25 protein-coding genes are annotated in these 25,059 nt (G+C 35.3%); 23 read left to right on the top strand and 2 right to left on the bottom strand.

Annotated elements, in window-relative coordinates:
- Positions 1-11 precede the first annotated feature (11 nt).
- From AC1EKT_RS01925 to AC1EKT_RS01865, 13 genes are all read left to right on the top strand, one after another.
- Entirely contained in the window at positions 12-935 is a 924-nt protein-coding gene (locus tag AC1EKT_RS01925) for an AbiTii domain-containing protein (protein ID WP_020757464.1), read from the top strand.
- A 390-nt stretch (positions 936-1,325) separates the two neighbouring features.
- Complete coding sequence (locus AC1EKT_RS01920; RefSeq protein ID WP_415687030.1) at positions 1,326-1,478, top strand: hypothetical protein; 153 nt, start codon at positions 1,326-1,328, stop codon at positions 1,476-1,478.
- 227 nt (positions 1,479-1,705) lie between these two features.
- Positions 1,706-2,140 carry a hypothetical protein gene (locus AC1EKT_RS01915; RefSeq protein ID WP_415686860.1) on the top strand — a complete coding sequence of 145 codons (435 nt, stop codon included), beginning with the start codon at positions 1,706-1,708 and terminating at the stop codon, positions 2,138-2,140.
- 130 nt (positions 2,141-2,270) lie between these two features.
- Positions 2,271-2,519, top strand: coding sequence for a type II toxin-antitoxin system RelB/DinJ family antitoxin (locus tag AC1EKT_RS01910; RefSeq protein WP_415686859.1), 249 nt, complete (start codon positions 2,271-2,273; stop codon positions 2,517-2,519).
- Between the two features lie 540 nt (positions 2,520-3,059).
- Complete coding sequence (locus tag AC1EKT_RS01905; RefSeq protein ID WP_481615958.1) at positions 3,060-3,632, top strand: hypothetical protein; 573 nt, start codon at positions 3,060-3,062, stop codon at positions 3,630-3,632.
- An 89-nt stretch (positions 3,633-3,721) separates the two neighbouring features.
- Positions 3,722-4,642, top strand: coding sequence for a hypothetical protein (locus tag AC1EKT_RS01900; RefSeq protein ID WP_481615957.1), 921 nt, complete (start codon positions 3,722-3,724; stop codon positions 4,640-4,642).
- A 1,143-nt stretch (positions 4,643-5,785) separates the two neighbouring features.
- Entirely contained in the window at positions 5,786-5,965 is a 180-nt protein-coding gene (locus tag AC1EKT_RS01895; protein WP_004123693.1) for a hypothetical protein, read from the top strand.
- A gap of 123 nt (positions 5,966-6,088) precedes the next feature.
- Entirely contained in the window at positions 6,089-6,481 is a 393-nt protein-coding gene (locus tag AC1EKT_RS01890) for a hypothetical protein (protein WP_019261607.1), read from the top strand.
- Between the two features lie 4 nt (positions 6,482-6,485).
- Positions 6,486-7,358: an ABC transporter ATP-binding protein gene (locus tag AC1EKT_RS01885; protein WP_016801371.1), complete on the top strand. Its 873-nt coding sequence runs from the start codon at positions 6,486-6,488 to the stop codon at positions 7,356-7,358.
- Complete coding sequence (locus AC1EKT_RS01880; RefSeq protein ID WP_415687254.1) at positions 7,327-7,977, top strand: hypothetical protein; 651 nt, start codon at positions 7,327-7,329, stop codon at positions 7,975-7,977. Before AC1EKT_RS01885 ends, AC1EKT_RS01880 begins: the two co-directional genes overlap by 32 nt.
- Before the next feature lie 253 nt (positions 7,978-8,230).
- Positions 8,231-8,455, top strand: coding sequence for a hypothetical protein (locus AC1EKT_RS01875; RefSeq protein ID WP_415683029.1), 225 nt, complete (start codon positions 8,231-8,233; stop codon positions 8,453-8,455).
- 181 nt (positions 8,456-8,636) lie between these two features.
- A complete protein-coding gene (locus AC1EKT_RS01870; RefSeq protein ID WP_481615956.1) occupies positions 8,637-9,350 on the top strand; it encodes a Fic family protein in 714 nt (237 codons plus the stop codon).
- A 353-nt stretch (positions 9,351-9,703) separates the two neighbouring features.
- A complete protein-coding gene (locus AC1EKT_RS01865; protein ID WP_481615955.1) occupies positions 9,704-10,300 on the top strand; it encodes a hypothetical protein in 597 nt (198 codons plus the stop codon).
- Between the two features lie 188 nt (positions 10,301-10,488).
- On the opposite strand, the gene AC1EKT_RS01860 is transcribed toward AC1EKT_RS01865, so the two are convergent.
- Together AC1EKT_RS01860 and AC1EKT_RS01855 are read right to left on the bottom strand one after the other, a co-directional pair.
- Positions 10,489-11,304: a type IIL restriction-modification enzyme MmeI gene (locus AC1EKT_RS01860; protein WP_481616219.1), complete on the bottom strand. Its 816-nt coding sequence runs from the start codon at positions 11,302-11,304 to the stop codon at positions 10,489-10,491.
- 46 nt (positions 11,305-11,350) lie between these two features.
- Positions 11,351-13,294: a DNA methyltransferase gene (locus tag AC1EKT_RS01855; protein WP_481616218.1), complete on the bottom strand. Its 1,944-nt coding sequence runs from the start codon at positions 13,292-13,294 to the stop codon at positions 11,351-11,353.
- Positions 13,295-13,493: 199 nt separating this feature from the next.
- Here AC1EKT_RS01855 and AC1EKT_RS01850 point away from each other — a divergent pair, with 199 nt between their 5' ends.
- The 10 genes from AC1EKT_RS01850 (at position 13,494) to cas6e (ending at position 25,041) form a co-directional block, all read left to right on the top strand.
- Complete coding sequence (locus AC1EKT_RS01850; RefSeq protein ID WP_481615954.1) at positions 13,494-14,369, top strand: hypothetical protein; 876 nt, start codon at positions 13,494-13,496, stop codon at positions 14,367-14,369.
- Between the two features lie 13 nt (positions 14,370-14,382).
- Positions 14,383-15,486: a hypothetical protein gene (locus tag AC1EKT_RS01845; RefSeq protein WP_415686853.1), complete on the top strand. Its 1,104-nt coding sequence runs from the start codon at positions 14,383-14,385 to the stop codon at positions 15,484-15,486.
- Positions 15,487-15,678: 192 nt separating this feature from the next.
- A complete protein-coding gene (locus tag AC1EKT_RS01840) occupies positions 15,679-16,452 on the top strand; it encodes a helix-turn-helix domain-containing protein (protein ID WP_415686852.1) in 774 nt (257 codons plus the stop codon).
- 90 nt (positions 16,453-16,542) lie between these two features.
- A complete protein-coding gene (locus AC1EKT_RS01835; RefSeq protein WP_481616216.1) occupies positions 16,543-16,842 on the top strand; it encodes a hypothetical protein in 300 nt (99 codons plus the stop codon).
- A gap of 285 nt (positions 16,843-17,127) precedes the next feature.
- Positions 17,128-19,965: a CRISPR-associated helicase Cas3' gene (cas3, locus tag AC1EKT_RS01830; RefSeq protein ID WP_481615952.1), complete on the top strand. Its 2,838-nt coding sequence runs from the start codon at positions 17,128-17,130 to the stop codon at positions 19,963-19,965.
- 4 nt (positions 19,966-19,969) lie between these two features.
- Complete coding sequence (locus AC1EKT_RS01825; RefSeq protein ID WP_481615951.1) at positions 19,970-21,640, top strand: type I-E CRISPR-associated protein Cse1/CasA; 1,671 nt, start codon at positions 19,970-19,972, stop codon at positions 21,638-21,640.
- 22 nt (positions 21,641-21,662) lie between these two features.
- Complete coding sequence (gene casB / locus AC1EKT_RS01820; protein ID WP_119526642.1) at positions 21,663-22,274, top strand: type I-E CRISPR-associated protein Cse2/CasB; 612 nt, start codon at positions 21,663-21,665, stop codon at positions 22,272-22,274.
- 96 nt (positions 22,275-22,370) lie between these two features.
- Positions 22,371-23,459: a type I-E CRISPR-associated protein Cas7/Cse4/CasC gene (cas7e, locus tag AC1EKT_RS01815; RefSeq protein WP_415689754.1), complete on the top strand. Its 1,089-nt coding sequence runs from the start codon at positions 22,371-22,373 to the stop codon at positions 23,457-23,459.
- 58 nt (positions 23,460-23,517) lie between these two features.
- Positions 23,518-24,393: a type I-E CRISPR-associated protein Cas5/CasD gene (gene cas5e, locus AC1EKT_RS01810; RefSeq protein WP_415689756.1), complete on the top strand. Its 876-nt coding sequence runs from the start codon at positions 23,518-23,520 to the stop codon at positions 24,391-24,393.
- Positions 24,394-25,041 carry a type I-E CRISPR-associated protein Cas6/Cse3/CasE gene (cas6e, locus tag AC1EKT_RS01805; protein WP_415689758.1) on the top strand — a complete coding sequence of 216 codons (648 nt, stop codon included), beginning with the start codon at positions 24,394-24,396 and terminating at the stop codon, positions 25,039-25,041.
- Positions 25,042-25,059: the final 18 nt, after the last annotated feature.

Here is a 25,059-nt window from a genome sequence, read left to right as displayed (position 1 = left end):
TAGTGCCCTATATGGTAGAAAGAAGGATGGTGAATAACATGGGAAGTATTGTTTTAGAATTACAGAATGAAATTGTGTCATCAAATTGCGATGTTGTTAATATATTACGCAAAGCACATTTGATTGCATCAAAATTAAAGCTTGCTGATTTTGATCAATGGATTCAACACGAATTAAATGGTTATCCTGACCCAGAATCTTGCCCTGAGTATAGAAAGGTTCGTGGAAGTTTAAAAACTTTCAATCCTTATCGCGGTTGGATTCCAACCTCAATACAGGATAATGAATACGAAAAAAAGATTTGTGAAAGAAAGTTAGTAAATTCAATTTCTGAAATCATTTCTTTATGTCAGTCCTCAGGAAATGTATTAACTTTAGATTTTTCAGGCGAACAACTTGCATTGTTTGATAAAATGGCTGATTCGCTACTTCCAATGGATTATGCATTACATGTACCTACAACTGCAGTTAAAGACATTGAAGAAAAAGTCAAAAATACTATTTTAGAATGGACATTGAAATTAGAATCGGAAGGTATTGTAGGGGAAAATATGGTTTTCTCTGAGACTGAAAAAGAATCCGCAGTGAACATGCCGCAAACCGTGAATAATTATTACGGGAATACAAGTGTGATCAATTCGCCATCCGATAATGTACAGATAGTGTCTGGAAGTGAGAATACAGTTACATTTTCCTATGATAAAGTTAAGGATGTAGTTGATGCCGTTGAAAAAAGTATTAGTGAATCTGATTTATCAAAAGAGGATATAGAAACCGCAACAGAATTATTAGCTGACATCAAATTAAAAATTGAAGAAGAGAAGAAACCGCATATTTTAAAATCAGCATTGGTTGGACTAAAAGACTTTTTAATTAATACAGGTGCCAGCGTTACTGCAGTGTTAATACAAGCTCAAATACAAGGTTTGTTCTAAAAATCTCAAATACTATTTCGGTATCTGAGTATAAGAAAACGGCCACACAGAGTATCTCTACTCTTGTATGGTCGTTTTATTTCTTATGTTCCCGCTTAAAGGCTTTCAGTTGGTTTTCTTTTAATCCCTTACTGAACACTCCTTTTCAAGCATGCTTTTTGGGATAATGTGATTATAGAAACCGCTGCTGGTATTTGCACGCTTATTGTTGCGCTGCTCATCATATTATTGGTCAATATGCTATTTTCTTGCGCGGGGGCTTTAAACTGGGTTCTCGTGATTTTTGAGCGTGATTTTTGTTACCTTTCAGCCGACTAGTTGTGTGCTCTAGTTGTTTATGTTTTTGGGAACAAAATGGTGGAATAATCATAAAAAAGTTCCCTACATTATTTGATTTCTCACGGTAAAGGCTTGTTGGTTATTCCAGAAAATAAGGTTCCTGAGTTTAAGAAGTTGCTTGTTGAGTATTATGAGGGTGAAGATTTGCATGTGATTGCTTCGTTTATGAGGGATATTGTTGGAGGCGTTAAACGCGTGCGATGATATTGGTTCTTCTGTTTCTTCAAACCTTGCTGTTTATGAAAGGGCATAGTTTGCTAGTAAACGAAGAAATTAGTGTCGATAGTCTAGACAAATTAATAAAAAAAAATAGGATATTTACTAAGATTATTACAGTAATCAGATTGAATGTTAGATCTTGTTTACTTAATAGTCTGTTTTATAATCATTTGATACAAAGTGGTGTTAACGAGAAGGAGGCTAGTGGTGTTATGAGGAGTAAAACTATTTTTTGTAAAAACATTTTTCAAAGTTGTCTTGTTATGCTTCTGCTGCTAGGTTCTCTCTTTTCTCTTTCTGCATGTGCTGATGATGAGGAGAAGGCAGAACTTGCGTCGTATCATTGGGAAACAGTAGAGGTATCTCAGAAAGAATATCGCCTACCAGACGATTACATGAATAAAGGTGAACTGTATCTCTTTGTATCACGAGACATTCTTGATTCTCATTATGATTTGTCTAAAGTCACTATTGGAGATAAGCCCATCAAATTAGTTGACTCACAGTTTAATTTGCCTAGTTCAGGGTATAAAGCTTTATTTTTAGTTGGTAAATTTGATTTAAAAGACAAGCCAAGCTCTAATGTTCTTAAAGTACCAGGTATTGATAAAGCAGGTAATGTTGCTATAGGTTATAAGAAGAAATAGTAGTATTTTGCGCTAAATGCTTAGTGTGAATGTTGAAAGTGTATATATCAGTCGAGGAATCCTATTCATGTAAATTGTGTTGCAATATGCGACACAGTATTTTATGATGTGTGTATGGAGGTTGATTGATATGGCAGTTACTAAAACAGCGAATGTGAATGTGAGAATACAAGAAAATATTAAGCAGCAGGCGGAGCAGATTTTGGAAACTATTGGAATTCCTAGGGCTACTGCTATTGACATGTTTTATCGTCAAATCATTCTTAATAAGGGTATTCCGTTTTCGCTTACTATTCCGAAGTCGCTTCCGGCACAAGATGATATGGATGAGAAAACGTTTAACGCGTTGATGGCTAAAGGTTATGATCAGGCGGCTTAAAGTGATAGTTATCCGATAGATGATGTTTTTGAAGAGCTTGAACGTTGATTAGCAGCCGTGGTGTGAGCTTGGTTTTAGAAGAATACGCGTAAAAAATTATTACGTTTATTTTTGTGTTGATGATAGTAGAAAAGAAGTTCAAATACTCGCGGTTATCTACGTGAGAAAAGATCAGGCTAAGCAACTGGAACAATTGTAATGTAACGCGCTATTAAGCCAATCTTAAACTTTTTAACGATAGCTTTTTCTATCGTTAAAAGGTGCACCCACTTTGCCCACATATCTGTTTATGTATGGAAATAAAATCTTGTGGATTATCGTATGATTTTGAGTTACAATCACTTTATAGTCTGCATATCTGCATTCTTGTCCATAATTTACATCCCGTCAGTTTTATTAAACTCAAAGATGATTTGTACTCCGAGATGAATAAATATTTGGCGGATGATAGTGAAGCATGATAGTGAAGAGCAGAGTGAAGATTGAACATGAGAATCGTAGCCGCAATTAGGTAAAGATTAAGTTGTAGAGGAGGCGTAAATGAAGCATATTAAGCATTATGCTTTTTTGACTGTGGTAGTTTGCCTTATGTCACTTATTTCAGGTTGTAAGAATCAGAGTAATTTTAGCGATAATAATAGAGAAGTAAAGACAGAAAATCAAAAGTCTGCAAGGAATGAAAAGCACTCAGAAAATAATGAAGATGTTGACTGGAAAGAGGTAAGTAAAAAAGGTGTTGATGAAACTCTGCTCATAAAAAACATAGATGAAAAGGTTCTCACATATGTGGCTAAACAATTACAAAATCTATGCGACGAGATTGGTGAAAAGGGAATCAAAGATAAATACTATCGGCTGACAGGATGGTATAACGATGTAGTATATTCTAAGCAATACAAGAGTGTTGTGTCGTTGGGTAAAAAAGCAATGAAACCATTGTTCCTAATAATATATAAAAGCAAAGAGGCTGGAATGTATGAATGGGTTTGTAGTAAAGCGTTAGATGAAATATCTGGTTTTGATTTCTCGGGATTAAACAATGGCGCAGGCTGGAGTAATTCTAGAGAATTTTTAAAGGCATTTACCGATAAAATTATTGAACAAAAGAATTAGCAACTCTCTGTTTGGACTTAGGACAATTTTTAGATATTTTGTATAATCAAAGCACGATATTCCGTAATTGCATTTTCCGTGGAGAGATGATGAGTGAGACGAATGTAAGACCTGTGCTTTTCAAGCATGCTTTTTGGGATAATGTGATTATAGAAACTGTTGCTGGCATTTGCACTCTTATTATTTCGCTTCTTGTACAGCAGTTAGTAGGGCACCGCGTACTAGGTTGGGAAACGGTGGTCATACTCGCGTTGAGTGTTGTGGTGTTTTCGCTGCTAAGTGCAGCGTATCTGCAGTGGTATAGGCATCGTAGGCCGGATGACGGGTATTTGCTTATTGGAATCATCGATTTTGTGCTCAGACTGCTGGTGACTTCTGGTATTGCTTTATTGCTTGTTTCAAATACTACACTGCTAAGCATTATTATTGGCGCAGCGGTTACTAGTGTGTTGATGTTTGTTTTTGAAAAGCCTTGGCAGCCAGGGATGACGGATGCGCAATTACAGGAAGCTTCAAAGAAATCGGTTGAGCTTGGCGTTCAAATGCTTGAAGAAGAGCGCGTAAAGCGCGCCGAGGTGAGAAACACGATTGCATTACAGCATGCGAGCGCAGGTAAAACAGACACTTCTAGAGGTGTGTCTTTAACGTTCTCCTCGTTAATTGTTGCGAATATGCTGATGGAAGCAGTATGCGATGTTGTCACATTTTTGCTTGCATTGATGCTGCAATGGTGGATGCTTGGTACTATCTTCGGCTGGCGAACGCTGCTCGTCATATTCTTGGGCAATATGCTATTTTCTTGCGTGGCGGCTGCGGTTATGGTTCTGATGGGCGCATTGAAGGCTGATCAACAGAAATGCCTAACAAAAAGTTTGCCTTTCTTGGTTATTGTTGTACTGCTTAGACTACTGATCTTTGGTGTTCTCGCTTGGCTTCTTACACCGAGCTTGGCATGGGTAAGCGTAGTTTTCGGTATTGTGCTTACCGATATTGTTCTCGTTATCAAGTAGCACCCACAAAGGTGAATTTTTTAGTTTGTTTCGTTTATAATAGAAACAAATGTAAGAAACTATAAATTTATCGACTATAATCGAAAGCTTTAATCTGCAAGTGTAAGCGTGGTATTTCATCGTTTTCCTTGCGAATTGGCGAGTTTTTATTCCTACGTTTGGCGAGATATTAGTACGACAATTGGCTTTGTTTAGAAATGTGGTTGTAAAGACTAAATGTTAAAAGGTTTAGCGTGCGGTGGCTTCAAGCCGGGTTCTCGCGGTTTTTCAACGTGTTTTGGCTGTATGAGGAAACATGTCAACGCTCTAGGGTCGAGTGCACAGGATGTTAACGTACTTCGCTTGCGTTGAAAGCACGCTGTGCTTTCAACTTTGAGCAAGCTCAGCGAATCGAAGTGCATTCGCGAATTATATTTAATCGCTCATGCAAGTCGATTCGCCACTTTGCGCCCACCCTGCACCCACCTTGTGGAGCGGGAAATTGAAGTCATAAAACAAAAATAAGGTAAGATTTCACACATAAGGTGTGGTCGTACCTTATTTTTTGGTCTATAACCCGATAATTGAGAAAAATGAGCAATCGTAATAGAGGATAGTCTGCATATTTTCATGTGAATTTTATCTTCAAAATCATACATAATTCGCGATAATTACATGAATGCCAGGATGAAAGTTGGTGGAAATATCTGGTATATATGTGTTATAACATTTTCGTTACAGTGTATTAACAAGACATCATAAATGCTTTACAATTATGGTGAGAGTTGAGAATGCAACATTCGTCTATGATGTTGCGGATTTAGCTCTATAAGAGGTTTTTACCTGAAAGAGAAGAGATGATTATTATGAAGGAGCTAACGCTAGAAGAATCTCGTTCGATTAGAGCTGGATGGATGTGCGTTGTCTGGGGTTCCATCTGCTGGGGATGATTCTCTAGTTCTGCATATGATTATATTACCAGATTTCATTACAACAGTAGATTAGGTTAGTCTCATTATAGTGTTCTAATTGTAATCTATTTGCGTAATTTAGTATTTGAGAAAATTGATTTGATTGTATGATGCTTTTTAACATTTGTGATTAAAACTGTAGCGTGGAGGCTATGATAGCCTCCACGCCTTGAAACTTTGAGGAGCTCAATAGATGGTGGCTTATCCTTACAATATGCAAAATTTGACTTCAGATTGCGGTATTGCAGTTATCAAATCATTGCTAGAAAATTATCATAGATTTAATGAAAGAAGTTTTAAATCGGTTGTTTCTAGTTTAGATATTGAGCAAGGTTTATCTTTGTTTAATATTGAAGAGGTTTTGAAACAATGAAGATTTTTATAGACAAGACAAAGTCTTGGAGTTAAAAAAGACTGCGATGATTTTTATTGTTACTCATGATGCAATGTTCGATAAAATTGCTGATGAAATAATAGATTTGGATGTGATTAAGAAATGAAAAGCAAAAAATGGATATTTGCAGCTACCATAGTAATCCTAGGACTTATCAGTCTACTGTATGTAGGGTATAAGACAAATAATGTTCGTTTTGGTATGGTTCGTGATGATTTGCCAACACTAGTTTCAGGAGATTATAAAAATAACGATAACTTATCGTTAAAGCCAGGAGTGTATGCTATTTATGCAAAGAGAGGCAAAGGAGAGATACGCTTTGCTGGAAAGCTGTACAAGCTTGATGATGCTCTTTTTGTGCGTGCTCAGAAACAGCCAGGAAATGTTAAAAATGCTGTTATCTACGAAGAGAGTCCTAAAATTTTTATTGGTGAAGATAGTAAGATTTCTGTAAAAGGAGATCGGAAATTTTTAGTTTCATTTGTTAAGAGGTAATCTTATGAAGATATCTCATTTGAAAAAATCATATGGGGGAAAAGTCGTTTTAGATGACATTTCTTTGGAAAGCAGTGCTGGGCAAATTATTGCGTTAGTAGGCAATAATGGTTCAGGAAAAACCACGTTAATGAAGTGCATTGCAAATTTGATAGTTGATTATCAAGGCAATATTGAATTGGACGGTTCACTTTCATTTGCTATTGAGAATCCATCTTTTTATGACGAATTTTCTGTACAGGATAATCTTAGAGTGTTTGCTGCTTTGATGGGGAGAAAAGACTTTAATTGTGATAAATTATTGCATCAGGTGAGTCTCGACGAAGCAAAAAATAAAAAGTTTAAACAATTGTCGCTAGGTATGAAGCAAAAATTAAATATTGCTAGAATATTGCTCTCAAATAGTGAAATTATTCTTCTTGATGAACCTTTCAATGGATTAGATGTTCTTACTATAAAGCAGTTAAAAGACACTATCTTGTCATTGCGCTCACAAGGTAAAAGCCTTGTAATTTCAAGTCATATATTAGATGAGTTAGGTGAAATTGCTGATATTGTATGGTATTTAAAAAAAGGGAAAATTCAAAAAATTGTTAATTTTAATGATAATCTGAGAATTTATAATGTGATTGTTGTAAATGATGTGGATATTAGTGAATTGCTTTCTAACAGATATGAGGTTTTTTGTCGTAGCAAAGATAACAAAGAATCAACTTTTAGAATTAAATTGCCTAGAGAGGATATTGCCAAGGTTCTTAAATTGCTGATTGAGCATGGGGTACAAATCGTGGAATACAGTGATATTACGCATGATATTAAAGCTTTTATGCTGGAGGAAGATGATAATGAAGTACTATATAAAATCAGAAATTATTAAGTTTAGTCATCAGAAGCTTTTCTTATTGTCTTTTGTTTTGTATTTGGCATGTTGCGTGTTTATAGTATTTCAAGCTAAAAGAGGTGCATTTTTATCACAATATAAATTCTTTTCAACGATAACTATACTATTTTTAAGCCTATATCAGATATTATCAATTGGCGAATGGCAAGAGAAGAAAATTATTCATCATTATCTAGAGTATATTCCTAATAGGATTAAATTATTGTGTTTTATATATGGTGAATACGTAAGCATTTATCTAGTCGTAAATTTGGTATTTTTGTCACTAAATTACTCGTCTCTAGGGATAGTTATGCATCAACTGCTCGTATATCCGATAATTTTCCTTTTGTATATTGCTATAAATATGAATCTGTTGATATATTTTGAAAAAGTTGGTGTTACAATGATTCTTTCTTTTATATTATTATGGATATTGCCGAATTTAATAAACATAATATTGTCTCAAACATCCGTGTATTCTTTTCAGATATTTTATTATTTATCACCAGACTCGTTCACCGCTCTTACGTCTGCAACTTGTATTATTGCTCTAATGTATATTGTTGTGTTTTTCCTATTGTCGTTATTACAATTTATGAAAAAGGAGTACTGAGTTATGAAAAGTGTAGTATCTCGTATACTTCCAGCTATTGTCATAATGTTATTCGTTGGTTTTATTGCATATCCTTACTGGAGTATTTACTGCTACTTTCAAAAAGTTACTTGAAAAGCAGCTTTGGAAGCAGTATATTTAAAGGCAGTTGGTTCATCCGCATTTAGAGGTGGAGCTGTGGTCCTAGCTACAAGTTTAGCAGCTTCTGCTATTTGGTGTTCGACTCCGTGGAGTGAGTGAGGAGGATATTCTCATGTACAAGGTTCTTATGTTCGTGCTGAAGTTGGTTATGTTTACAGCTGTGAATTTTATGGTCCTTTACTTGTCGATGGTGGTATTCGGCCATGATTTTGGTGTGATGTTCAAAACGTATGGGGATGCGCTCGGTCCGTTTACGTTCGTGCTTGCTTTGATGACAACGATGTCGTTGCCTAATGAAGGAACTATTTTTGAGGATAAGCGGCAAAAAGTGTGCTAAAAAACCGAGTTTTCGTTGAAATACCAAGGAAAACTCTCTGTTGTTATGCTAAAAAAGCTTAACATTTAGTATTACTTGACATTTTTATAAACATGTACTCGCGTATTCAGGCGTATACAACCGTTTTAGACGTACTGTATTTCCATCGTTAACATCATATGTATAAAACTCTTTAACACTCATGATTTTCAGAGTGTTCAATGTTGATCGTTATGATGACAGGGACGTGGCAATCACAAACCTGATTGAAAGTTATGATCGTCTGATGGAATTTGGAAAGAAGCATCTGAATGATGTTTTTACATTGGATGGCGTCCAGCGGATAAGCGCCAGAGATAAAATCCTGCGTGAGATTATCTCCAATTTGTTGATGCACCGTGATTTTTCCAGTGGATATGTATCGAAGCTTGTCATTGAACGGGATAAGATTACAACAGAGAATGCGAACCTTGCGCATGGACACGGCAACCTGAATCTGAAAACATTCAAGCCATTTGCAAAGAATCCGCCGATAGCAAAAGTGTTCCGAGAAATCGGACTTGCTGATGAGCTTGGAAGCGGTATGCGCAACAGCTATAAATACACGAAGATGTATTCTGGTGGAGAGCCTGTCTTTACAGAGGCAGATGTTTTTACGACAGTGATTCATCTTTCTGAGGCGGCGACGGCTACAGTCGGACCGACCGAAGAACTTGATCCAGGGGAACAAGATAGGGAACAAGATAGGGAACAAGCTCTCCTTCAATTTTGTATCGTTCCTCGCAGTCGGAAAGAAATGCAGAAATTTATGGGGCTGACCAGTAGAGGAAACTTTTCTGAAAAATATATCAAGCCTTTGCTTAGTGCAGGAAAAATAGAAATGACGATACCAGATAAGCCAAACAGCAGGAACTAGAAATATAAAAAAGTGAACATTGAAGATTAAAAAGCACCATTGGAGACAGAAACCATATATCGAATAGAGGAAAACAGACATTCAATGTACAGTTTTGGTTTCACAAATAGGTATGTCGAGACGATGGGATTTCAGACATATTCCCTCAGAGCGAAGCCTTGAGGCGGTTGGTAAATCTGTGCGTTTGCATATTATTGGGCAGGAACATGGTCTTTGACCTGTTTCCGAGAACGGACAAGGGCAAAATCGGTGTGTTTTCCTCAAAAAATGCGCTTTGACCAATTCCCGCGAACGAACGTGAATTTGGAGATGAAGCAGTCGAGCCAAGTCGAGTTGGTACAGTAGTTGACTACATGACTCGTTTAATGTCTGGATCGAGTGTAATAGACGCGTTTAAAATTTCCTTACTGGGCGCAATGATTATAAACGAACGCGATAACGCATCGAAACTTATGTCCGGTATTAAAGGACTTGGAGATGAAGACATAGTTAACGCCGTCAAACTTGTTGGATTCGACGTATGTTATAGATACAGTCCTATTGCCTACAGGCCTTTTGACGAAATCAATCCCGATGAGCACACAATCCAGAACATCAGAGTTATGGTTCATCGCTCTCTTCATTTTCTTGAGTGTTACGGTCCGAAGGTGCTTGACGGTTTTACGCTAGAGGGTGGTTACACTGATACGGTAAGTGCTGGCGATGGTGATTTTATAACAGCTGATACTTTGTGGGATTTCAAAGTTTCTAAAGAAAAGTTGGATAAGGATCAGACTCTTCAACTGCTTATGTATTGTCGTATGGGTTTGCATTCTATTCATCCAGAGTTTCAGAATATTCAGTACATGGGTATTTATAATCCTCGCATGAATAAGGTCTATCGTATTGCTGTTGAAAACATATCCGAGGATGTTATACGCGAAGTTGAGAAAGATGTGATTGGATATTAGGATTAGGCGGTTTGCGTTTTACCGTTACTTTCTCAGTTCGTTGACTGAGTTTTTAACAGTGTTCTGCTTATTAGCGTTACTTTCTCAGTCCGTTGACTGAGTTAGTAACGGTGTTTAGATCTTGGATTATGCCCCCAATAATATTCACCAGATTGGTTTTTCGTTTTATGGGTTTGTTTATATTAAATTCATTCCTTAGTCATGCGAATATAAGATTTGAAGAGAATTTCTAGGCGCTCGTCGTTATTAGAGCAAGGCTTTGTAGAACCAAAAGCAACATCTACTATTTTATCTAGCTCATCGTGAGCTTTACGCAAATCTTGAGGCATGTATGTTGGGTCATACAAGTCTGCTAGGGATTGGCCTGGGTGATTTGCGCGCACTTGAAGTACGGCTTTACCTGCTTCAATAACTTTTGCTCGCATATCACTTGTAAGTTTTGGAAGTGGAAGATTATTCCAAACGACTGTGTTGGAGAAGCTAGGGTCACTTTTTAATCTTCCACCAACAGCCTTTTGCCAAGCCATAAACATAGAAGATTCTATAATTGCAAAATTAAATCCATCTGGGTCTATGCATGTATAAACTTTGTCCCCTGCAATAATATTTGGTTCATATATATCACAAGTAGTGTATTCACGACGATTAGTACATACACGTGGAATAGCTAAATAAATTTTATCTGGTTGATTATTTTTTCCAAATATCCACGCAGTTTCAGCTTTATCTCGCGTTCCTTCAGCAGTGCTTTTTTCTCGCATTCTACGAACTTTCTCAACGCGTTGAGAAATAAATTTTGATTCACGCATTTCAGAAGGCTCAGCATCCACTAGCCATAAACACCAACGTTCAATATTATTAATAAGTTCTTTACCCATACGGAAAGGTCGCACATATTTAGCAGCAATAGGATCTTTCATTGCTTCATCATATTCTTCACGAGTATTAAGAATAAGATTACCGCCATCTGTTGGCTCAGAGCCTCTATCTACTTTTTTAAGCATAGAGGAAATAGGGCCTGCATTCTTACTGCGTTTTTCAACGAAAATGTCATACCCCCCCCCCCACGAGATATGGATTAATGTGAGAAACTATAGTTTTGGTAGGTTCACCATTAATTTTTTCGTAACTGTACAAAACTGGTTGCAAAATTTTATCGCTTTTCTTATCCATGCCAACAATTACAACATGCACATTCGCATTATCAGTAGATTGAGCATTCCAAGCAAACGTCTTATGCGCAAAACGAATGCGCCAACCTTCAGAAAACAGCGGTTTGAATAATGCTGGCACAGGCTGACCTTGAGTGATACTATTAGTCGACACAAAAGCAAAAGCAGCATAACGATTATGAGCAAGATATAGGCTTGCTTTCCTATACCAACCAGTAGCGTAATCAAGATAACCGTTGTAGTTTTTACCCCACACTGATTTCATATCTTCAGTCTGATTCACAGATTTCAAATATTGCCCAACAAACGGCGGATTTCCAATAACATACGAACACTTATCTGCAGAAAGCAAATCATTCCAGTCATATTGCAAAGCATTTGCTCTCACAATATTTCCTGAATCACGCAAAGGAAGATGAGGTAAAGCGCATCCTGCAATACTTTCAGTATCATCTAAAGCTTGCTGCTCAGCAATCCACAATGCTGTTTTAGCAACACACACAGCAAAATCGTTAATCTCAATGCCATGGAACTGATCAATACTTACTTTTATAAGGCTATTTTTATCTCCTAAATCAACGTAGCCTTGACCACCAAGCATAAGCTCAATAGCTCTATTTTCAAGCTTCCTTAAGCAAAGAAATGTCTCAGTCAAAAAATTACCTGAACCGCATGCGGGGTCTAAAAATTGAAGGCTTGCAAGCTTATCTTGATACTTCTCAAGTTTATTTTTACAAATTTTTTCAGAAATTGCATGATCATTTTCAATTTTTGTAAGCTCATTTGTTAAGTCGTCTAAAAATAGTGGATCAATAAGTCTGTGAATATTCTTCACAGTAGTGTAATGCATTCCGCCTTTTCTACGCTGATCGTGACTTAGCGTTTCTTCCATCAAAGAACCAAAAATAACAGGGCTAATTGTATGCCAATCAAAATCATCTCCTGCATGAAGAATAGCGTCTTTAATTGGCTCAGTAAGTTGCGGAATTTCAATATTTTCACGGAACAATCCACCATTTACGTATGGGAACTGTTGTAACTCATCTTCAAGATACTTATCTCGATCTTTTTCTTTAGTATCAAGAGTATCAAATAAGTCAATAAGTTTTCTACGTAGGTCACTAGCTTGAGCATTATGAATATAATTACTGAAAATATGATTCGTGAACAAGTTTGCATCTTCAGCATATAAGCAAAACACTATGCGAACAGTTAGTAAAGCTAAAGAATGATGTTCTTCTTCGCTATCCGGATCTTCATACTGTTTCGCTAGCTCATTGTGCAAATTAGCTACTAACAATCCGGCTTTTTCAGAAAGCTGTTTTTCAATATAATTGCGCGAACGATTCTCGCTAAAAATATTACGAAATACTGTTAAATGTTCAGCAAGCTTATCTAACGTAAACTCTTCAACTGGTGACTTTTGTGCTCTAGGATCTTTCTCAAGATCATAGAAACGAAAAGTGTTGAAATTACAGGTACAAATAAAAGTAGGTTTTTTACTAGGCGGAAGATTGTCGGAATATCTCACAGCTTGCTCAGCTGGAGTAACAGAATCACCTTGACGTTCTTCAGGCTTATCAAGATCAACGTTCTTACTTTTTTGCTCAACTAGAAAACTAGAATCAGGGCACAACATATCAATGTACCCGCGATTAGCAGTACGATACTCAAACTCAGTGTTGTTTATTGCATCTGGAACATCTAAAACATTTTGCATAAGGTCAAGCCAAAACTTCTGTGTTTCCTGCTTTTCGTCGCCGCGACCTTGCCAGCGCTCAATAAACTCGGCTGCCTTCTTGTGTTGATCCGCAATATTCATGCGTCTATTATCCAACCTGCTAGGGATTATGTGCTTATTGTTTAACTTGACAGTCAAATACTGCATGTCCTGCTAGAATTGAAGTGATTGAAAATGGTGAAATATATCTAAAATGGGCTCTACTTGATAATAAATTAAATGATAAAAAAGAGATTTTGCTGTGCTAAAAGAAATATAGGGGAGGATAAGGAAGTTTATTATGCAAATAGTTGAAGGAATACCAGAATATTTATATCATTACACTAGTTTGAAATCGGCAAAGCTAATTTTAATGAATAAAACTTTGAGACTAACTTCACTTGAATGTATGGATGATAAAACTGAAGCAATTACCGGTGAAGGTCGCAATTTGGGGAAATTTATTTTTTCAAGCTGCTGGAGTGAGAATAGAGACAGCATACCACAATGGTCTATGTATGGAGATTCTAGCAGAGACGTTTGCATAAAATTAAGAAGTTTTCCTTTTAAAAATAATTATGATGATTACGTTGAGCATTGCATTAATAAAGAAGATCAACCATCGGAAAAGTCAACGGATGAAACTTTTATAGTACCTGCGCAATATTGTTTTGGATGTAGATTTAAGCTAATGCCGCAATTTATTATAAGTGACAAAGATAGAGATATTCTTACCCAGCGCTTAAATGCAAAAGTAACATATACAGACGATGAATCACTTATCTATCCTAGATGTTTGAGACAGGATGGTGAATTTTTTTGTTTTGACGCGAATGTGTTAGGGAAATATAAAAGTACTGAGTGGGAGTTCCAAAAAGAATGGAGATATTCAGTAATGTATATTCCATTTGATCAAATAAAATTTCTTAGGGATAAGAAATATAGTGCTAATGTTGGTCAAGAAATTGTTAATGATTTATTATCAAATAATCAACCCATCGTTCATTATGTAGACTTTAACATTGATGGTAAATATTTTGACGACATGGAATTGATATGCGGCCCAATGATGGAAGAATTTGATTATCAAGAATTAGTGTATTTTGCAAAAGGCATTAATCCCAATATACGTGTTGTTAGAAGTAGATTGTATAACAAATGGAAAAGTAAAATCTGAATCGAAGTGACTTATGTTTATTGACCTTGTATTTATGCTAAAAAATAAGGATAGCGAAAATGATATTGATTCATTTAAGGAAAATTTCGCAGACCTGATTTCTTTTAAAGAAAAAACATTATGCTTACACAACGATGATCAAGAATTTAATTATAATATTCAGAAAATAGGCGAAGAAATTAGGCTAAAAATTTTAACTATTAATAAGAAAACTACAAGAAAAGAAGCAATTTCAATCGAGTCTTTGAAGTTCGCTTTTATAAAAAATAATCTAAGATGCAAATATAACGTTGTTGTCATTTTTGATGGAGCTTCAGATTATTACTGCAATAACCTGTCTAAGTATATATTCACATTTGAAAGGAAATTAAGACAATTTGTATACCTTACTGTGTTAAGCGCATATGGTACAGAATGGACTAAAAAAACTTTAGTCGACGAAGAAATTAAGAATGATGTTGCAGAGAATATAAGGAATAAAAATCGTTATATTGAGATTGCTTTAGATTGTTTTACTTTTCAAAATTATATTGATTATTTATTTAAGGAACAATCTATTGAAGATGCAAATGAGGTAATTGAAGATGCAAAATTAGCTTTGAAAAAACGGGAATCTTCAAATAATATTATTAATATATTAAATAAGGGTGAAAAGATATCATTATGGGAAAGACTTTTTAGTAAAAGAAATATAGATTTAACTAGAAATAGTCTTGATGAAATTAGAAAAATAAGAAACAAAGTAGTGCACAACAAAGAAATTTCTGATACTGAATTTTGCAAATATAGAAATATACTTAAGCAATATATAAAGAAGTTAGATATTGCCGTTGCTGATTTTGAGAACAGAAAGCATTTGAGCGTTACAGATTTAGAAAATGTTTTATCTTCGTTTACTAGAATCATTCAAACGAATAGAATCAATGAGCATTTTATCAAAGCTGTTTCGCCCGCTTTGAGTGAAATTTCAAAATCATTGCGTGAAACAATTGTAAAAAATTTTCCAGAATCAATTAAACCATTGGAAAATATTATGCTGACTCTAAATCGTATAATCCATTTTGATAATGAATCATTAAATAATGTGATAAACGAAAGAACAAGAAAAGATTTATAGATAAAATTATGAAGCATAAAATGATAAACTTTTTCTTAAAACCAGAATCATAGGATTATAAGCCAAAAGTGTGTAAGCAAATATGATAGATATTTTTTTGAAATAGAACTAGACAGACTAGCCTTTAATAACCACTCGCACCCGCGTATCAAAACTATTTCCTTATCGCAACAATTTTGATACACTTGCGTTATGTCTATTTTTGTGAACGATACTCTTCTTACGCGTGAGGAAGCTGCAGCCAAGTTAGCAGTTAGCACTCAAAGAGTTAGCGCATTATGCTCTAATCATTTACTAACAACATACGCATTTGGAAGTAGGAAGATCTTAATTTCACTTGATTCCGTAAATCGTTATAAACAACAAAACTCTAAAAGCGGTAGGGCATATGCTCCATCATTAGCTTTTGCAACATTGTTTATGCTTAGCGGTTGTGAAGTTTCATGGATTAATAGGCAACAGAAATATCGCATAGAAGAATATTTGCAATCGATTACCCCACAAGAGCTAGTTAATCGATCTAAAAATCGCGCGAAAACAATGGAATATTGGTGCAGAAAATCGCGTTTGGTAGAACTTTCAAAGCACTTAATACTTTCTGCAGCAACCGGAAATATGCGCTCACAATTCCAACTTACGCAAAGTGACAAAATAGAAGGATATATAAGCAGTAATAATTTAGAAGATTTGGTAAATAAATTTCATCTTAAAAATAAAGAAGACGGCGCGGATAGTTCAATAATTAATGTTAGATTCCGCGCTATCGAAGATTCTAATGTTTTCGATTTTATTTGCCAAAATGTGTCTTCACACATTACTGAAGGCACACAAGAATCATCGACAAAATCCCTTATGCCGATCGCAGTGTGCGCTGCAGATTTGGCAGAATCTCTTGACGTTCGCGAGCGCCAAGCAGGATTAAACAAGCTCTCAGAACTGCTTACTGAATACAATCTCGCAAAATAAAATTTAATCACGCAATAAATGAATAAAAAAGAATCATACCTTTTGCTAAAATTTAAAAACAATATTGGGGGAGTTTTTTGGGGGAATTTAATGATTGGCATGAGTGTACCTACACATACAGTTGAAATTTCTAGTAGCACGCATCCGTGGAGCACAATATATACACTATCTAAATCGTGCGATAGTTCACTATGGTTTTTAACTGGCGGACTTATGGTTCAGTTACACGCAATAATGAATGAAATTACAGCACGTCCTACTTCTGATGCTGATTTATTGATTGATATAATTTCTAATAAGGATAGTGTTCGTAAAGTTTATAACGCTCTAAAAAATCTAGGATTTGCACTACAAACTGGCCTAACTTTATACGCAGAAGATCTAGATTAAAGAATCAAAATAACAATGAATCACAATAACAATGTTGTTGATGTATAATCGCTTTTGATAGAGTTTCCCGCATACGCGGGTGTGATCCTTCTATGTTTCGTGTTCTATCGTCTTTCTCGCATTGGCGAGGCAATTATTTGAGCTTCAAATGCATGCAATACGTTTGAAGCTCAACTAGTTTAGTAATAAATATGCAACACAATCTTTCTTAATGCTCTTATTGAGAGTATATTTGCCATTATTTAATAATCATTGTGGATTAGGAAAAATAGAAAGACAGTAACCATGAGTTGTAATCATGTTGTTAATCCTGAATTATGGGGTAAAAAGAGAGAAGTTAATGGAGTAATGCAATGGCTTCCTCTTGCTCAACACCTTGAAGATACTGGAAATGTTATTGGTCAATTATGGGATCATTGGCTTAGCGATGGTCAGCGAAGATTGATTGAAGCCTCATTGAGCAAACATGTTGATGCAAAAAAGTTATCTCAATTTTTAGGATGCATACATGATATTGGTAAAGCTACTCCCGTTTTTCAGTTTCGAAAATCGTATTCAAAATCAGAAGATTTAGATATTGCGTTAAAGAATAAGTTAGCTACTGTTGGTTTTACAAATATCGATGATTTTATTATTAAGGCAGAAGATTGTTCGAGTAGCCATCACACTATAACTGGTCAAACTATTCTTTCTAATGCTGGAGTTCCTGAAGGAATTTGTGCAATCGTTGGTGCTCATCACGGTAAGCCTTTAGATAATGATTTTGTTTATAAAAATAACGAATCTGCGTATTCTGACCATTACTATCAAAGTGAAACTGAAAGTGAGAATAGTAAATTATGGAAAAAATTGCAGAATGATATTTTGGTTTGGGCTTTAGAAAGAAATGATTTTTCTAATGTAGATGATCTTCCTGAAATAAGTGAGCCAGCACAAGTTTTGTTGTGTGGATTAGTAATTATGGCTGATTGGATTGCTAGTAATGAACACTATTTTCCACTTATTTCAATAGAAAAAGATTTGATTGAAAATCAGAAAGAAAGATATAGAAAAGGTTGGGAAAAGTGGTTGCAACATGGTTCTAAAGACGTATGGGAATCATTAAATTGTTGTAGTAATGTTTCGCAAGTATACAAACATCGTTTTGGTTTCTTGCCAAATAATATTCAGATAGCGTTGTGCGATGCTATTTCTCAGTCTAAAGAGCCTGGAATTTTTATTCTTGAATCTGCAATGGGATCTGGGAAAACAGAAGCTTCTTTAATTGCTGCTGAACAATTAGCAAATCTAACCGGAAGAAGCGGAGTATTCTTCGGTCTTCCTACTCAAGCAACTTCTAACGGAATGTTTAAGCGAGTTGAGGATTGGCTTAAAAGCGTGAATCGTGATTTTCAGGGTGAAATTGGTTTACGTTTAGTTCATGGTAAAGCTGAACTGAATGCAGATTATGCACATTTGCCGCATGGAATGCAAAATATGAATGATGGTTGTGAAAGTACTTCTAGTAGTAATGATGTAAATAATAATGGAGTAATACTTAATGATTGGTTTACTGGACGAAAAACCGCAATGTTGGATGACTTTGTTGTTGGTACAGTAGATCAATTTTTGTTAGCTTCGTTAAAGCAAAAACATCTTATGCTTCGTCATTTGGGATTAAGTAAAAAAGTTGTAATTATTGACGAAGTGCACGCTTATGACGCTTATATGAATAAGTATCTTGAAGAATCTCTTACTTGGATGGCAGCATACGGTGTTCCTGTAGTGTTACTTTCCGCCACTTTACCTGCTAAGCGTAGAAAAGAACTTATAAAAGCCTATATGTGTGGATTGTTTGGATTTAATTGGAGAGAATGCGATAAATCTAATGTTGATTTTGAAACAAATAATTATCCTTTAATTACGTACAGTGATAAAAACTGTGTAAAACAAAAATTTATTGAAAATGATACTAGTGAGAATAAATCTGTTTCTGTAAGAAAAATAACAGATGATAACTTACACGAATCACTTGTTAATGAGCTTAAATCCTTGCTAAATAATGGCGGTATTGCTGGGATTATAGTAAACACCGTTAAAAGATCTCAGGAAATTTATAATGCATGCGTTGGTGAGTTTACTGACGAAGAAGTTATAGTTATTCATTCGCAATTTATTGCTACAGATAGAGTTAGAAAAGAACAACAAATTTGCAATATGATTGGAAAGAATGCTCATAGACCTGCTCGTGCAATAATTATCGGTACGCAGGTATTAGAGCAGTCGCTTGATATTGATTTTGATGTTTTGTTTACTGATCTTGCTCCTATAGATTTATTACTTCAGCGTGCTGGTAGATTACACAGGCATACGATAGAACGCCCGGATTTTCTTAAAAAACCAATTTTATATGTGTTGGGAACCAGTGATTGTTATGAATTTGAGAAAGCTTCAGAGTCTATTTACAGCAAATATTTACTTATGAGAACTCAATATTATTTGCCAGATGTTATAAACATGCCTCAAGATATTTCTCGATTAGTGCAAATAGTTTATGGAGATAATCCTTTAGAGTTACAGGAAGATTTGAGATATGCGTATGTTTCTGCAAAAAGAGAACATGATTCAATCAGAAATAGTAATGAAAGTTCAGCAAAAACATATAGAATTGAAAATCCAAAATCAGAAATCGGCAAAAAATCTATCGTCGGTTTGTTGAAGAATCCAATTACAAATGAATCTGATGAATTTGCATGTGCTCAAGTTCGTAATAGCGGTGAATCTATAGAAGTTATTGCTGTGAAAAAAGTTGGATCTGGCTATGGAACTTTCCATGATTGTGAAGATATTTCGCAAAATATTGATAATTCAGAAGTTGCAATGAAACTTGCTCAAGAAACAGTAGGATTGCCGTGGATGTTTACATTAAACAGCAATCGTGTTGATGAAACAATTAAAGAGTTAGAAAAAATACGCAATCAAAAACAGTTCCAAAACTGGGATAATCAGCCTTGGTTGCGAGGTTCTTTGGTACTTCTATTCGATGAAAATAACATTTGCGAATTTTCGAAATATAGAGTTGTGTATTCTGAAAAAAGTGGTATTGTATGTATTAAGAGTTCGGAAGAAGACAGAAAGGAATAAAAAGGTGAGCAGGTTTAATCTACTAGATGAGCCTTGGATTTCCGTCATTGTAGACGAAAAAGGTCACAATAAACTCGTATCAATTACAGATGCGTTTAAGCATGCATCAGAATATAAAGCTCTTGCTGGCGATATGAAAACTCAGGACTTTGCATTGCTTCGTGTTTTGCTTGCTGCGCTTCATACTGTTTTTTCTAGGTACGATATTCAGGGAAATTCTCGTGAATTTGATTCAGGTGAAGATAGTGAAGATGATTTCAATGAAGAAACAATGGATATTTGGCGCGAAGTTTGGAATTCAAAAAAGTTTCCAAATGCAGTTTTCAAATATTTAGAACAATGGCATGATCATTTCTACCTTTTTGATGACAAATATCCATTTTTCCAAGTACTTAAACAGGATATCGATAGTAAAAAGCTTGGCGGTAAATCTCCTAGCGAGATATCAGGTAAAAATATAAATCGATTGATTTCTGAAAGTAACAATAAAATAGCTGTATTTTCTCCAAAAGATAATGTTGATAATAACAAATCGTCGCTTACTGAATCACAATTAGCAAGATGGATTATTACCTTACAGTCATACGCTGGATTAGCAGATAAAACCATGTTTGGTACGGAAAAATATAAAGCTTCTAAAGGTTGGCTTTTTGACCTCGGTGGCATTGAGATAATAGGAGCAAATTTATTTGAAACTCTTATGCTTAATTGTGTACTTGTTGGTGAAGTGCAATCTCCTGAGAAAAAACAAAAGCCATGTTGGGAATATTCAGGAACAGAAAATATTGAAAATTCGTTTTACGATACATTTATTGACAATATTTCCCAGCTTTACACTCGCTGGAGCAGGGCAATATATATAAATCCTGATATTAGTGTTGACAATCCAATATCGGTTTCTATAGTGAAACTTCCTGATATTAATCATAAAAATGCTTTTATTGAACCAATGACAGTATGGCAGTATAACAAGGAAGGTGAAAACAAGGATAAATACACTCCAAGGAAGCATAGAACAGAAGAAGCTATGTGGAGATCATTTGGACTACTTACATCGCAAGAATTATACGATGGTAGTGTAAAAAATCATAAACCAGGAATTATGGAATGGCTGAACGAAATTAAACATGATATTGCTGGTTCTTCTATTTCACTGCAAGCTGTAAGTATGAAAGATGATGGTAATGCTACATCTTGGGTTCCTACAGATGAAATATGCGATACTCTGTATATTGATGAAGTCGTAGTAACTGATAATGCTGACGATGGATGGGTATACAGAATTAACAATGAAGTTGAGTATACAAGATCTGCAATAGGATTTATTTACAAGCAATTTCTTCTAGACATATGTGAAATACGCAATAGAAATAAAGATGATGCAACTAAATATTCCGCTAAGCATATTAGTCAGGTTTATTTCTTAGTTGACAAACCGTTTAGAGAATGGTTAGCAAATATTAAACCAAAAGATTCAATGAATGAACGTTGTACTCAATGGAGAAATACTTTGCATAGCATACTCATAAATGAAGCAAAAGGAATGCTAGAAAATGCGACATTGCGCGATTTTACAGGTAGACCATCTGATCAAAGCGAGAAAGAATCTACAAAAAATATAGTTACAGCTTACAACATTTTTACTAGTCGATTAAAAAAATTATCAGGAAAATAAAAGACATAGAAAGGAGGCTATTATGGCTGAAAATAAAAGCAAATCTGTTGAAGTATCAAGCGCTGTTAGCAAAATCATAAATCAATTTTTGAACAGCTCAGATATTGCATCGAGACGAGCTATGCTTGCTCAACTACGCCACACAATTGGTAAGCCATTAAGTCAGTCAGTAGGAATATGGCCATGGATATTAAGCAATGTTCCGGAAAGCTTCATCAATAAATATGGTGAAGTTAGCTACCAATTGCGAGCTGTTATAAACACTTTGCAAATATACGCGTTGTATGAACAAGGTGGTGTAGAAAAATCAAGTTATAAAGGTTTGAACAAATCTGAAGATTTAGAAAATGAAAAATCTTATAACAATATGGGAACAGCTTTAAGAGCACTAAGAAGTGATGAAGGCGTACGTGGAGCTATGGATAGGCGCTTTAGTGTTATGATTACTGCAAGCGATTATGAGAGTTTTTACTACTATCTTCGTCAATTAGTCCGATTGCTAAAAAGCAGAACAAAAGAAAATCAACAAGCGATTGATTATTCTAAACTTGCGTGCGATTTATATTTGCTTCAGTTTGAAGATTCAGAAAAAGTAAGACTTTCTTGGGCACAAGAATACTATCGCTTCAGCTAGTAGCAATAACTTTTAGCAACATCATATATTTTAAAAATTACATATTTCAAAAACAGCGTTATCAAAAAATTAACTAAAACTTAGAAAGGTAAAATCATGAACGCTCACTTATTCTTAGATATTCAAGCAATCCAAACCGTTCCACCATGCAATATTAATCGCGATGATGCGGGCAGTCCAAAGACTGCTCAATATGGCGGTGTAACTAGAACCAGAGTAAGTTCTCAATGCTGGAAGCACTCAATGCGTGAATACTTCAAAGAACACAGCGGAGAATCTAATGTTGGAATACGAAGCAAAAACATTGTTAAATACGTTGCAGATAAAATCATTGCGTTAAAACCAGAATTATCTGAACAAGAAGCATTAGATTTAGCAGATAAAACGTTAAATACTGCTGGCGTTAAAACTAAAACAGATAAGGGAGAAACAGTTCCTACAGCAAAAGCTTTATTCTTCTTAGGAGAGACTCAAGCAAATTCTCTAGCGCAAGCAGCAATCAACAATGTTACTGACAAGAAGCAACTGCAAGAAATCTTGAAAGATAATCCACCTATTGATATTGCGTTATTCGGTCGCATGCTTGCAGATGATCCATCGCTTAATGAGGACGCTTCTTCGCAAGTTGCTCACGCAATTTCCACTCACGCTGTTCGTGCTGAATTTGATTACTATACTGCTGTTGATGACTTGTCTACTGAGGATAATGCTGGAGCTGGAATGCTTGGAACAATAGAATATAATTCTTCAACGCTGTATCGTTATGCAAATGTGGCAGTACATGAGTTTAGCCATCAGTTGAGCGATAACAAAGAATCTACAATTAATGCTCTTAGACTTTTTATTGAAGCTTTTGCTAATGCAATGCCTACTGGCAAAGTAAATACTTTTGCTAATCAAACTTTGCCACAAATGCTGGTAGTAACTTTAAGAGATGATAGGCCAGTGAACTTAGTTAGTGCATTTGAAGATCCAGTAAAATCTAAGGACGGATATGTTTCAAAATCTATAGAAAAGCTATCTCAAGAATACGAAAAAGTTCAAAAATTCGTCCATAAGCCACTTGCATCATTCTATGTAACAATGGATTCTTCAAATGAGGAAATTAAATTAGGAGTGGAAGAGCAAAATATGCAGCAATTATTGGATGACTTTTCTTCTAAAGTCTCCGAATTCCTTCAGTAAATTCCTTAATAAATAACACTTATTAGTTGATATTTCGTGTTTAACAGTTAGGAAGCTTATGAAAAGTTTATTACTGAAGTTTTCTGGACCGTTGCAATCATGGGGTACAGATTCGCATTTTGAGACTCGTCACACAGACTACTATCCATCTAAAAGTGCAGTAGTAGGCATGATTGCTGCAGCTTTTGGATATGAAAGAAGCGCAGATTGTGATGAAGAGATTGCAAAGCTTAATGATTTAGATTTTGCAGTACGAATAGATCAGCAAGGAAATTTGCTTAGAGACTATCATATTGCTGCAAAATATAAGCCTAACGGTGATTTTGAAAAGAATTACGTTACGAATCGTTACTATTTAGAAGATGCCATATTCCTAGTTGCAATAGGATCCGATAATGAGCAACTTATTTACAGTATTAACAATGCGTTGCGCTCGCCATATTTTCAATCTAGTTTAGGCAGAAGATCATTGCCTCCTACTGCTGACTTTATTCTAGGAGTAGAAGATTGTGGAGTAATTCATGCTTTATTAACACATGAGTGGCTTGCAAACAAGTGGTCTAAAAAAAGATTTAATACTTCTAGACAATCTGAAGCACCAGAGTCTTCTAATGAATCATGCGATGAAGTATTTATATCCTTATACGCTGATTCTGATTTAGTAGATAAAGCTGCAGCAGAATTAGTTAAAGACGATACTAGTACTTATAAAATTCATGGATCAGTTCGCAGATTGCGCAAGGATTTCGTTAATTCTTTCTCTAACAAGGAAAGAAAATTCGGATTCCGTTACGAGTCAAAAATGGAAATACCAATTAAGAGAATTCTACACAATAATTCGGATTCGGAAGGTATTTCATCAGATAGTAAGCATGTGAAATCTATTGGAGATTTTATTGCTGAGCATGATGCTTTTTCTGGATTGGAGTCTTAAATGTCTTATTTAAGCAGAGTTGAAATTGATTATAAAAAGCCCTCATCATTGAGAGATCTTAAATCTGTAGGAGCTTTCCATAATTGGGTTGAGCAAAGTTTTCCTGACGAATGGGAAAAACATGAAAGAAGCCGAAAACTATGGAGAGTTGATGTTCTGCATGGAAAGCATTACTTGCTTATAGTGAGCGATTCTGAACCAGATTTGCAACGTTTAGAAATGTATGGTGTCTCAGGAACAGCGTCAAGTAAAACTTATGATAAGTTTTTAGACTCACTAATGAATGGCATGAGAATGCAATTTCGTGTGACGATTAACCCTGTTGTTTCTATTTCTGATACTGATGAAACTCGCACTACTAGAGGTAGGGTAGTGCCACATGTTACTTATGATCAGCAGATGAATTTTTTGCTTAATCGCGCACAAAAATTAGGGTTTTCGTTGAACGAAAATGAATTCGCTATTGTTGAACGCGGATATAGCTTATTTACAAAGTCAGAAAAACCTATTCGATTAAGTAAAGCTGTTTATCAAGGTATTTTAACAATTACCGATGCAGACATCATGCGTAAAACACTGCTAGAAGGAATTGGTAAAAAGAAAGCATATGGCTTTGGAATGATGACAGTAATTCCTTTAGGCAATTAAATAAATGCGCTATTTTAT

The organism is Bifidobacterium sp. C0047B3 (assembly GCF_056590535.1).
Note: the sequence above shows the minus strand (reverse complement) of the source record. Positions and strands in the feature narration are given on the sequence as shown.

Bases quoted from the DNA above. Each gene is read 5' to 3' on its own strand.
- AC1EKT_RS01925 (WP_020757464.1), top strand. From the start codon at position 12: ATGGTAGAAAGAAGGATGGTGAATAACATGGGAAGTATTGTTTTAGAA.
- AC1EKT_RS01915 (WP_415686860.1), top strand. From the start codon at position 1,706: ATGAGGAGTAAAACTATTTTTTGTAAAAACATTTTTCAAAGTTGTCTT.
- AC1EKT_RS01910 (WP_415686859.1), top strand. From the start codon at position 2,271: ATGGCAGTTACTAAAACAGCGAATGTGAATGTGAGAATACAAGAAAAT.
- AC1EKT_RS01905 (WP_481615958.1), top strand. From the start codon at position 3,060: ATGAAGCATATTAAGCATTATGCTTTTTTGACTGTGGTAGTTTGCCTT.
- AC1EKT_RS01900 (WP_481615957.1), top strand. From the start codon at position 3,722: ATGAGTGAGACGAATGTAAGACCTGTGCTTTTCAAGCATGCTTTTTGG.
- AC1EKT_RS01895 (WP_004123693.1), top strand. From the start codon at position 5,786: ATGGTGGCTTATCCTTACAATATGCAAAATTTGACTTCAGATTGCGGT.
- AC1EKT_RS01890 (WP_019261607.1), top strand. From the start codon at position 6,089: ATGAAAAGCAAAAAATGGATATTTGCAGCTACCATAGTAATCCTAGGA.
- AC1EKT_RS01885 (WP_016801371.1), top strand. From the start codon at position 6,486: ATGAAGATATCTCATTTGAAAAAATCATATGGGGGAAAAGTCGTTTTA.
- AC1EKT_RS01880 (WP_415687254.1), top strand. From the start codon at position 7,327: ATGAAGTACTATATAAAATCAGAAATTATTAAGTTTAGTCATCAGAAG.
- AC1EKT_RS01875 (WP_415683029.1), top strand. From the start codon at position 8,231: ATGTACAAGGTTCTTATGTTCGTGCTGAAGTTGGTTATGTTTACAGCT.
- AC1EKT_RS01870 (WP_481615956.1), top strand. From the start codon at position 8,637: ATGATTTTCAGAGTGTTCAATGTTGATCGTTATGATGACAGGGACGTG.
- AC1EKT_RS01865 (WP_481615955.1), top strand. From the start codon at position 9,704: ATGACTCGTTTAATGTCTGGATCGAGTGTAATAGACGCGTTTAAAATT.
- AC1EKT_RS01860 (WP_481616219.1), bottom strand. From the start codon at position 11,304: ATGCTTAAAAAAGTAGATAGAGGCTCTGAGCCAACAGATGGCGGTAAT.
- AC1EKT_RS01855 (WP_481616218.1), bottom strand. From the start codon at position 13,294: ATGAATATTGCGGATCAACACAAGAAGGCAGCCGAGTTTATTGAGCGC.
- AC1EKT_RS01850 (WP_481615954.1), top strand. From the start codon at position 13,494: ATGCAAATAGTTGAAGGAATACCAGAATATTTATATCATTACACTAGT.
- AC1EKT_RS01845 (WP_415686853.1), top strand. From the start codon at position 14,383: ATGTTTATTGACCTTGTATTTATGCTAAAAAATAAGGATAGCGAAAAT.
- AC1EKT_RS01840 (WP_415686852.1), top strand. From the start codon at position 15,679: ATGTCTATTTTTGTGAACGATACTCTTCTTACGCGTGAGGAAGCTGCA.
- AC1EKT_RS01835 (WP_481616216.1), top strand. From the start codon at position 16,543: ATGATTGGCATGAGTGTACCTACACATACAGTTGAAATTTCTAGTAGC.
- cas3 (WP_481615952.1), top strand. From the start codon at position 17,128: ATGAGTTGTAATCATGTTGTTAATCCTGAATTATGGGGTAAAAAGAGA.
- casB (WP_119526642.1), top strand. From the start codon at position 21,663: ATGGCTGAAAATAAAAGCAAATCTGTTGAAGTATCAAGCGCTGTTAGC.
- cas7e (WP_415689754.1), top strand. From the start codon at position 22,371: ATGAACGCTCACTTATTCTTAGATATTCAAGCAATCCAAACCGTTCCA.
- cas5e (WP_415689756.1), top strand. From the start codon at position 23,518: ATGAAAAGTTTATTACTGAAGTTTTCTGGACCGTTGCAATCATGGGGT.
- cas6e (WP_415689758.1), top strand. From the start codon at position 24,394: ATGTCTTATTTAAGCAGAGTTGAAATTGATTATAAAAAGCCCTCATCA.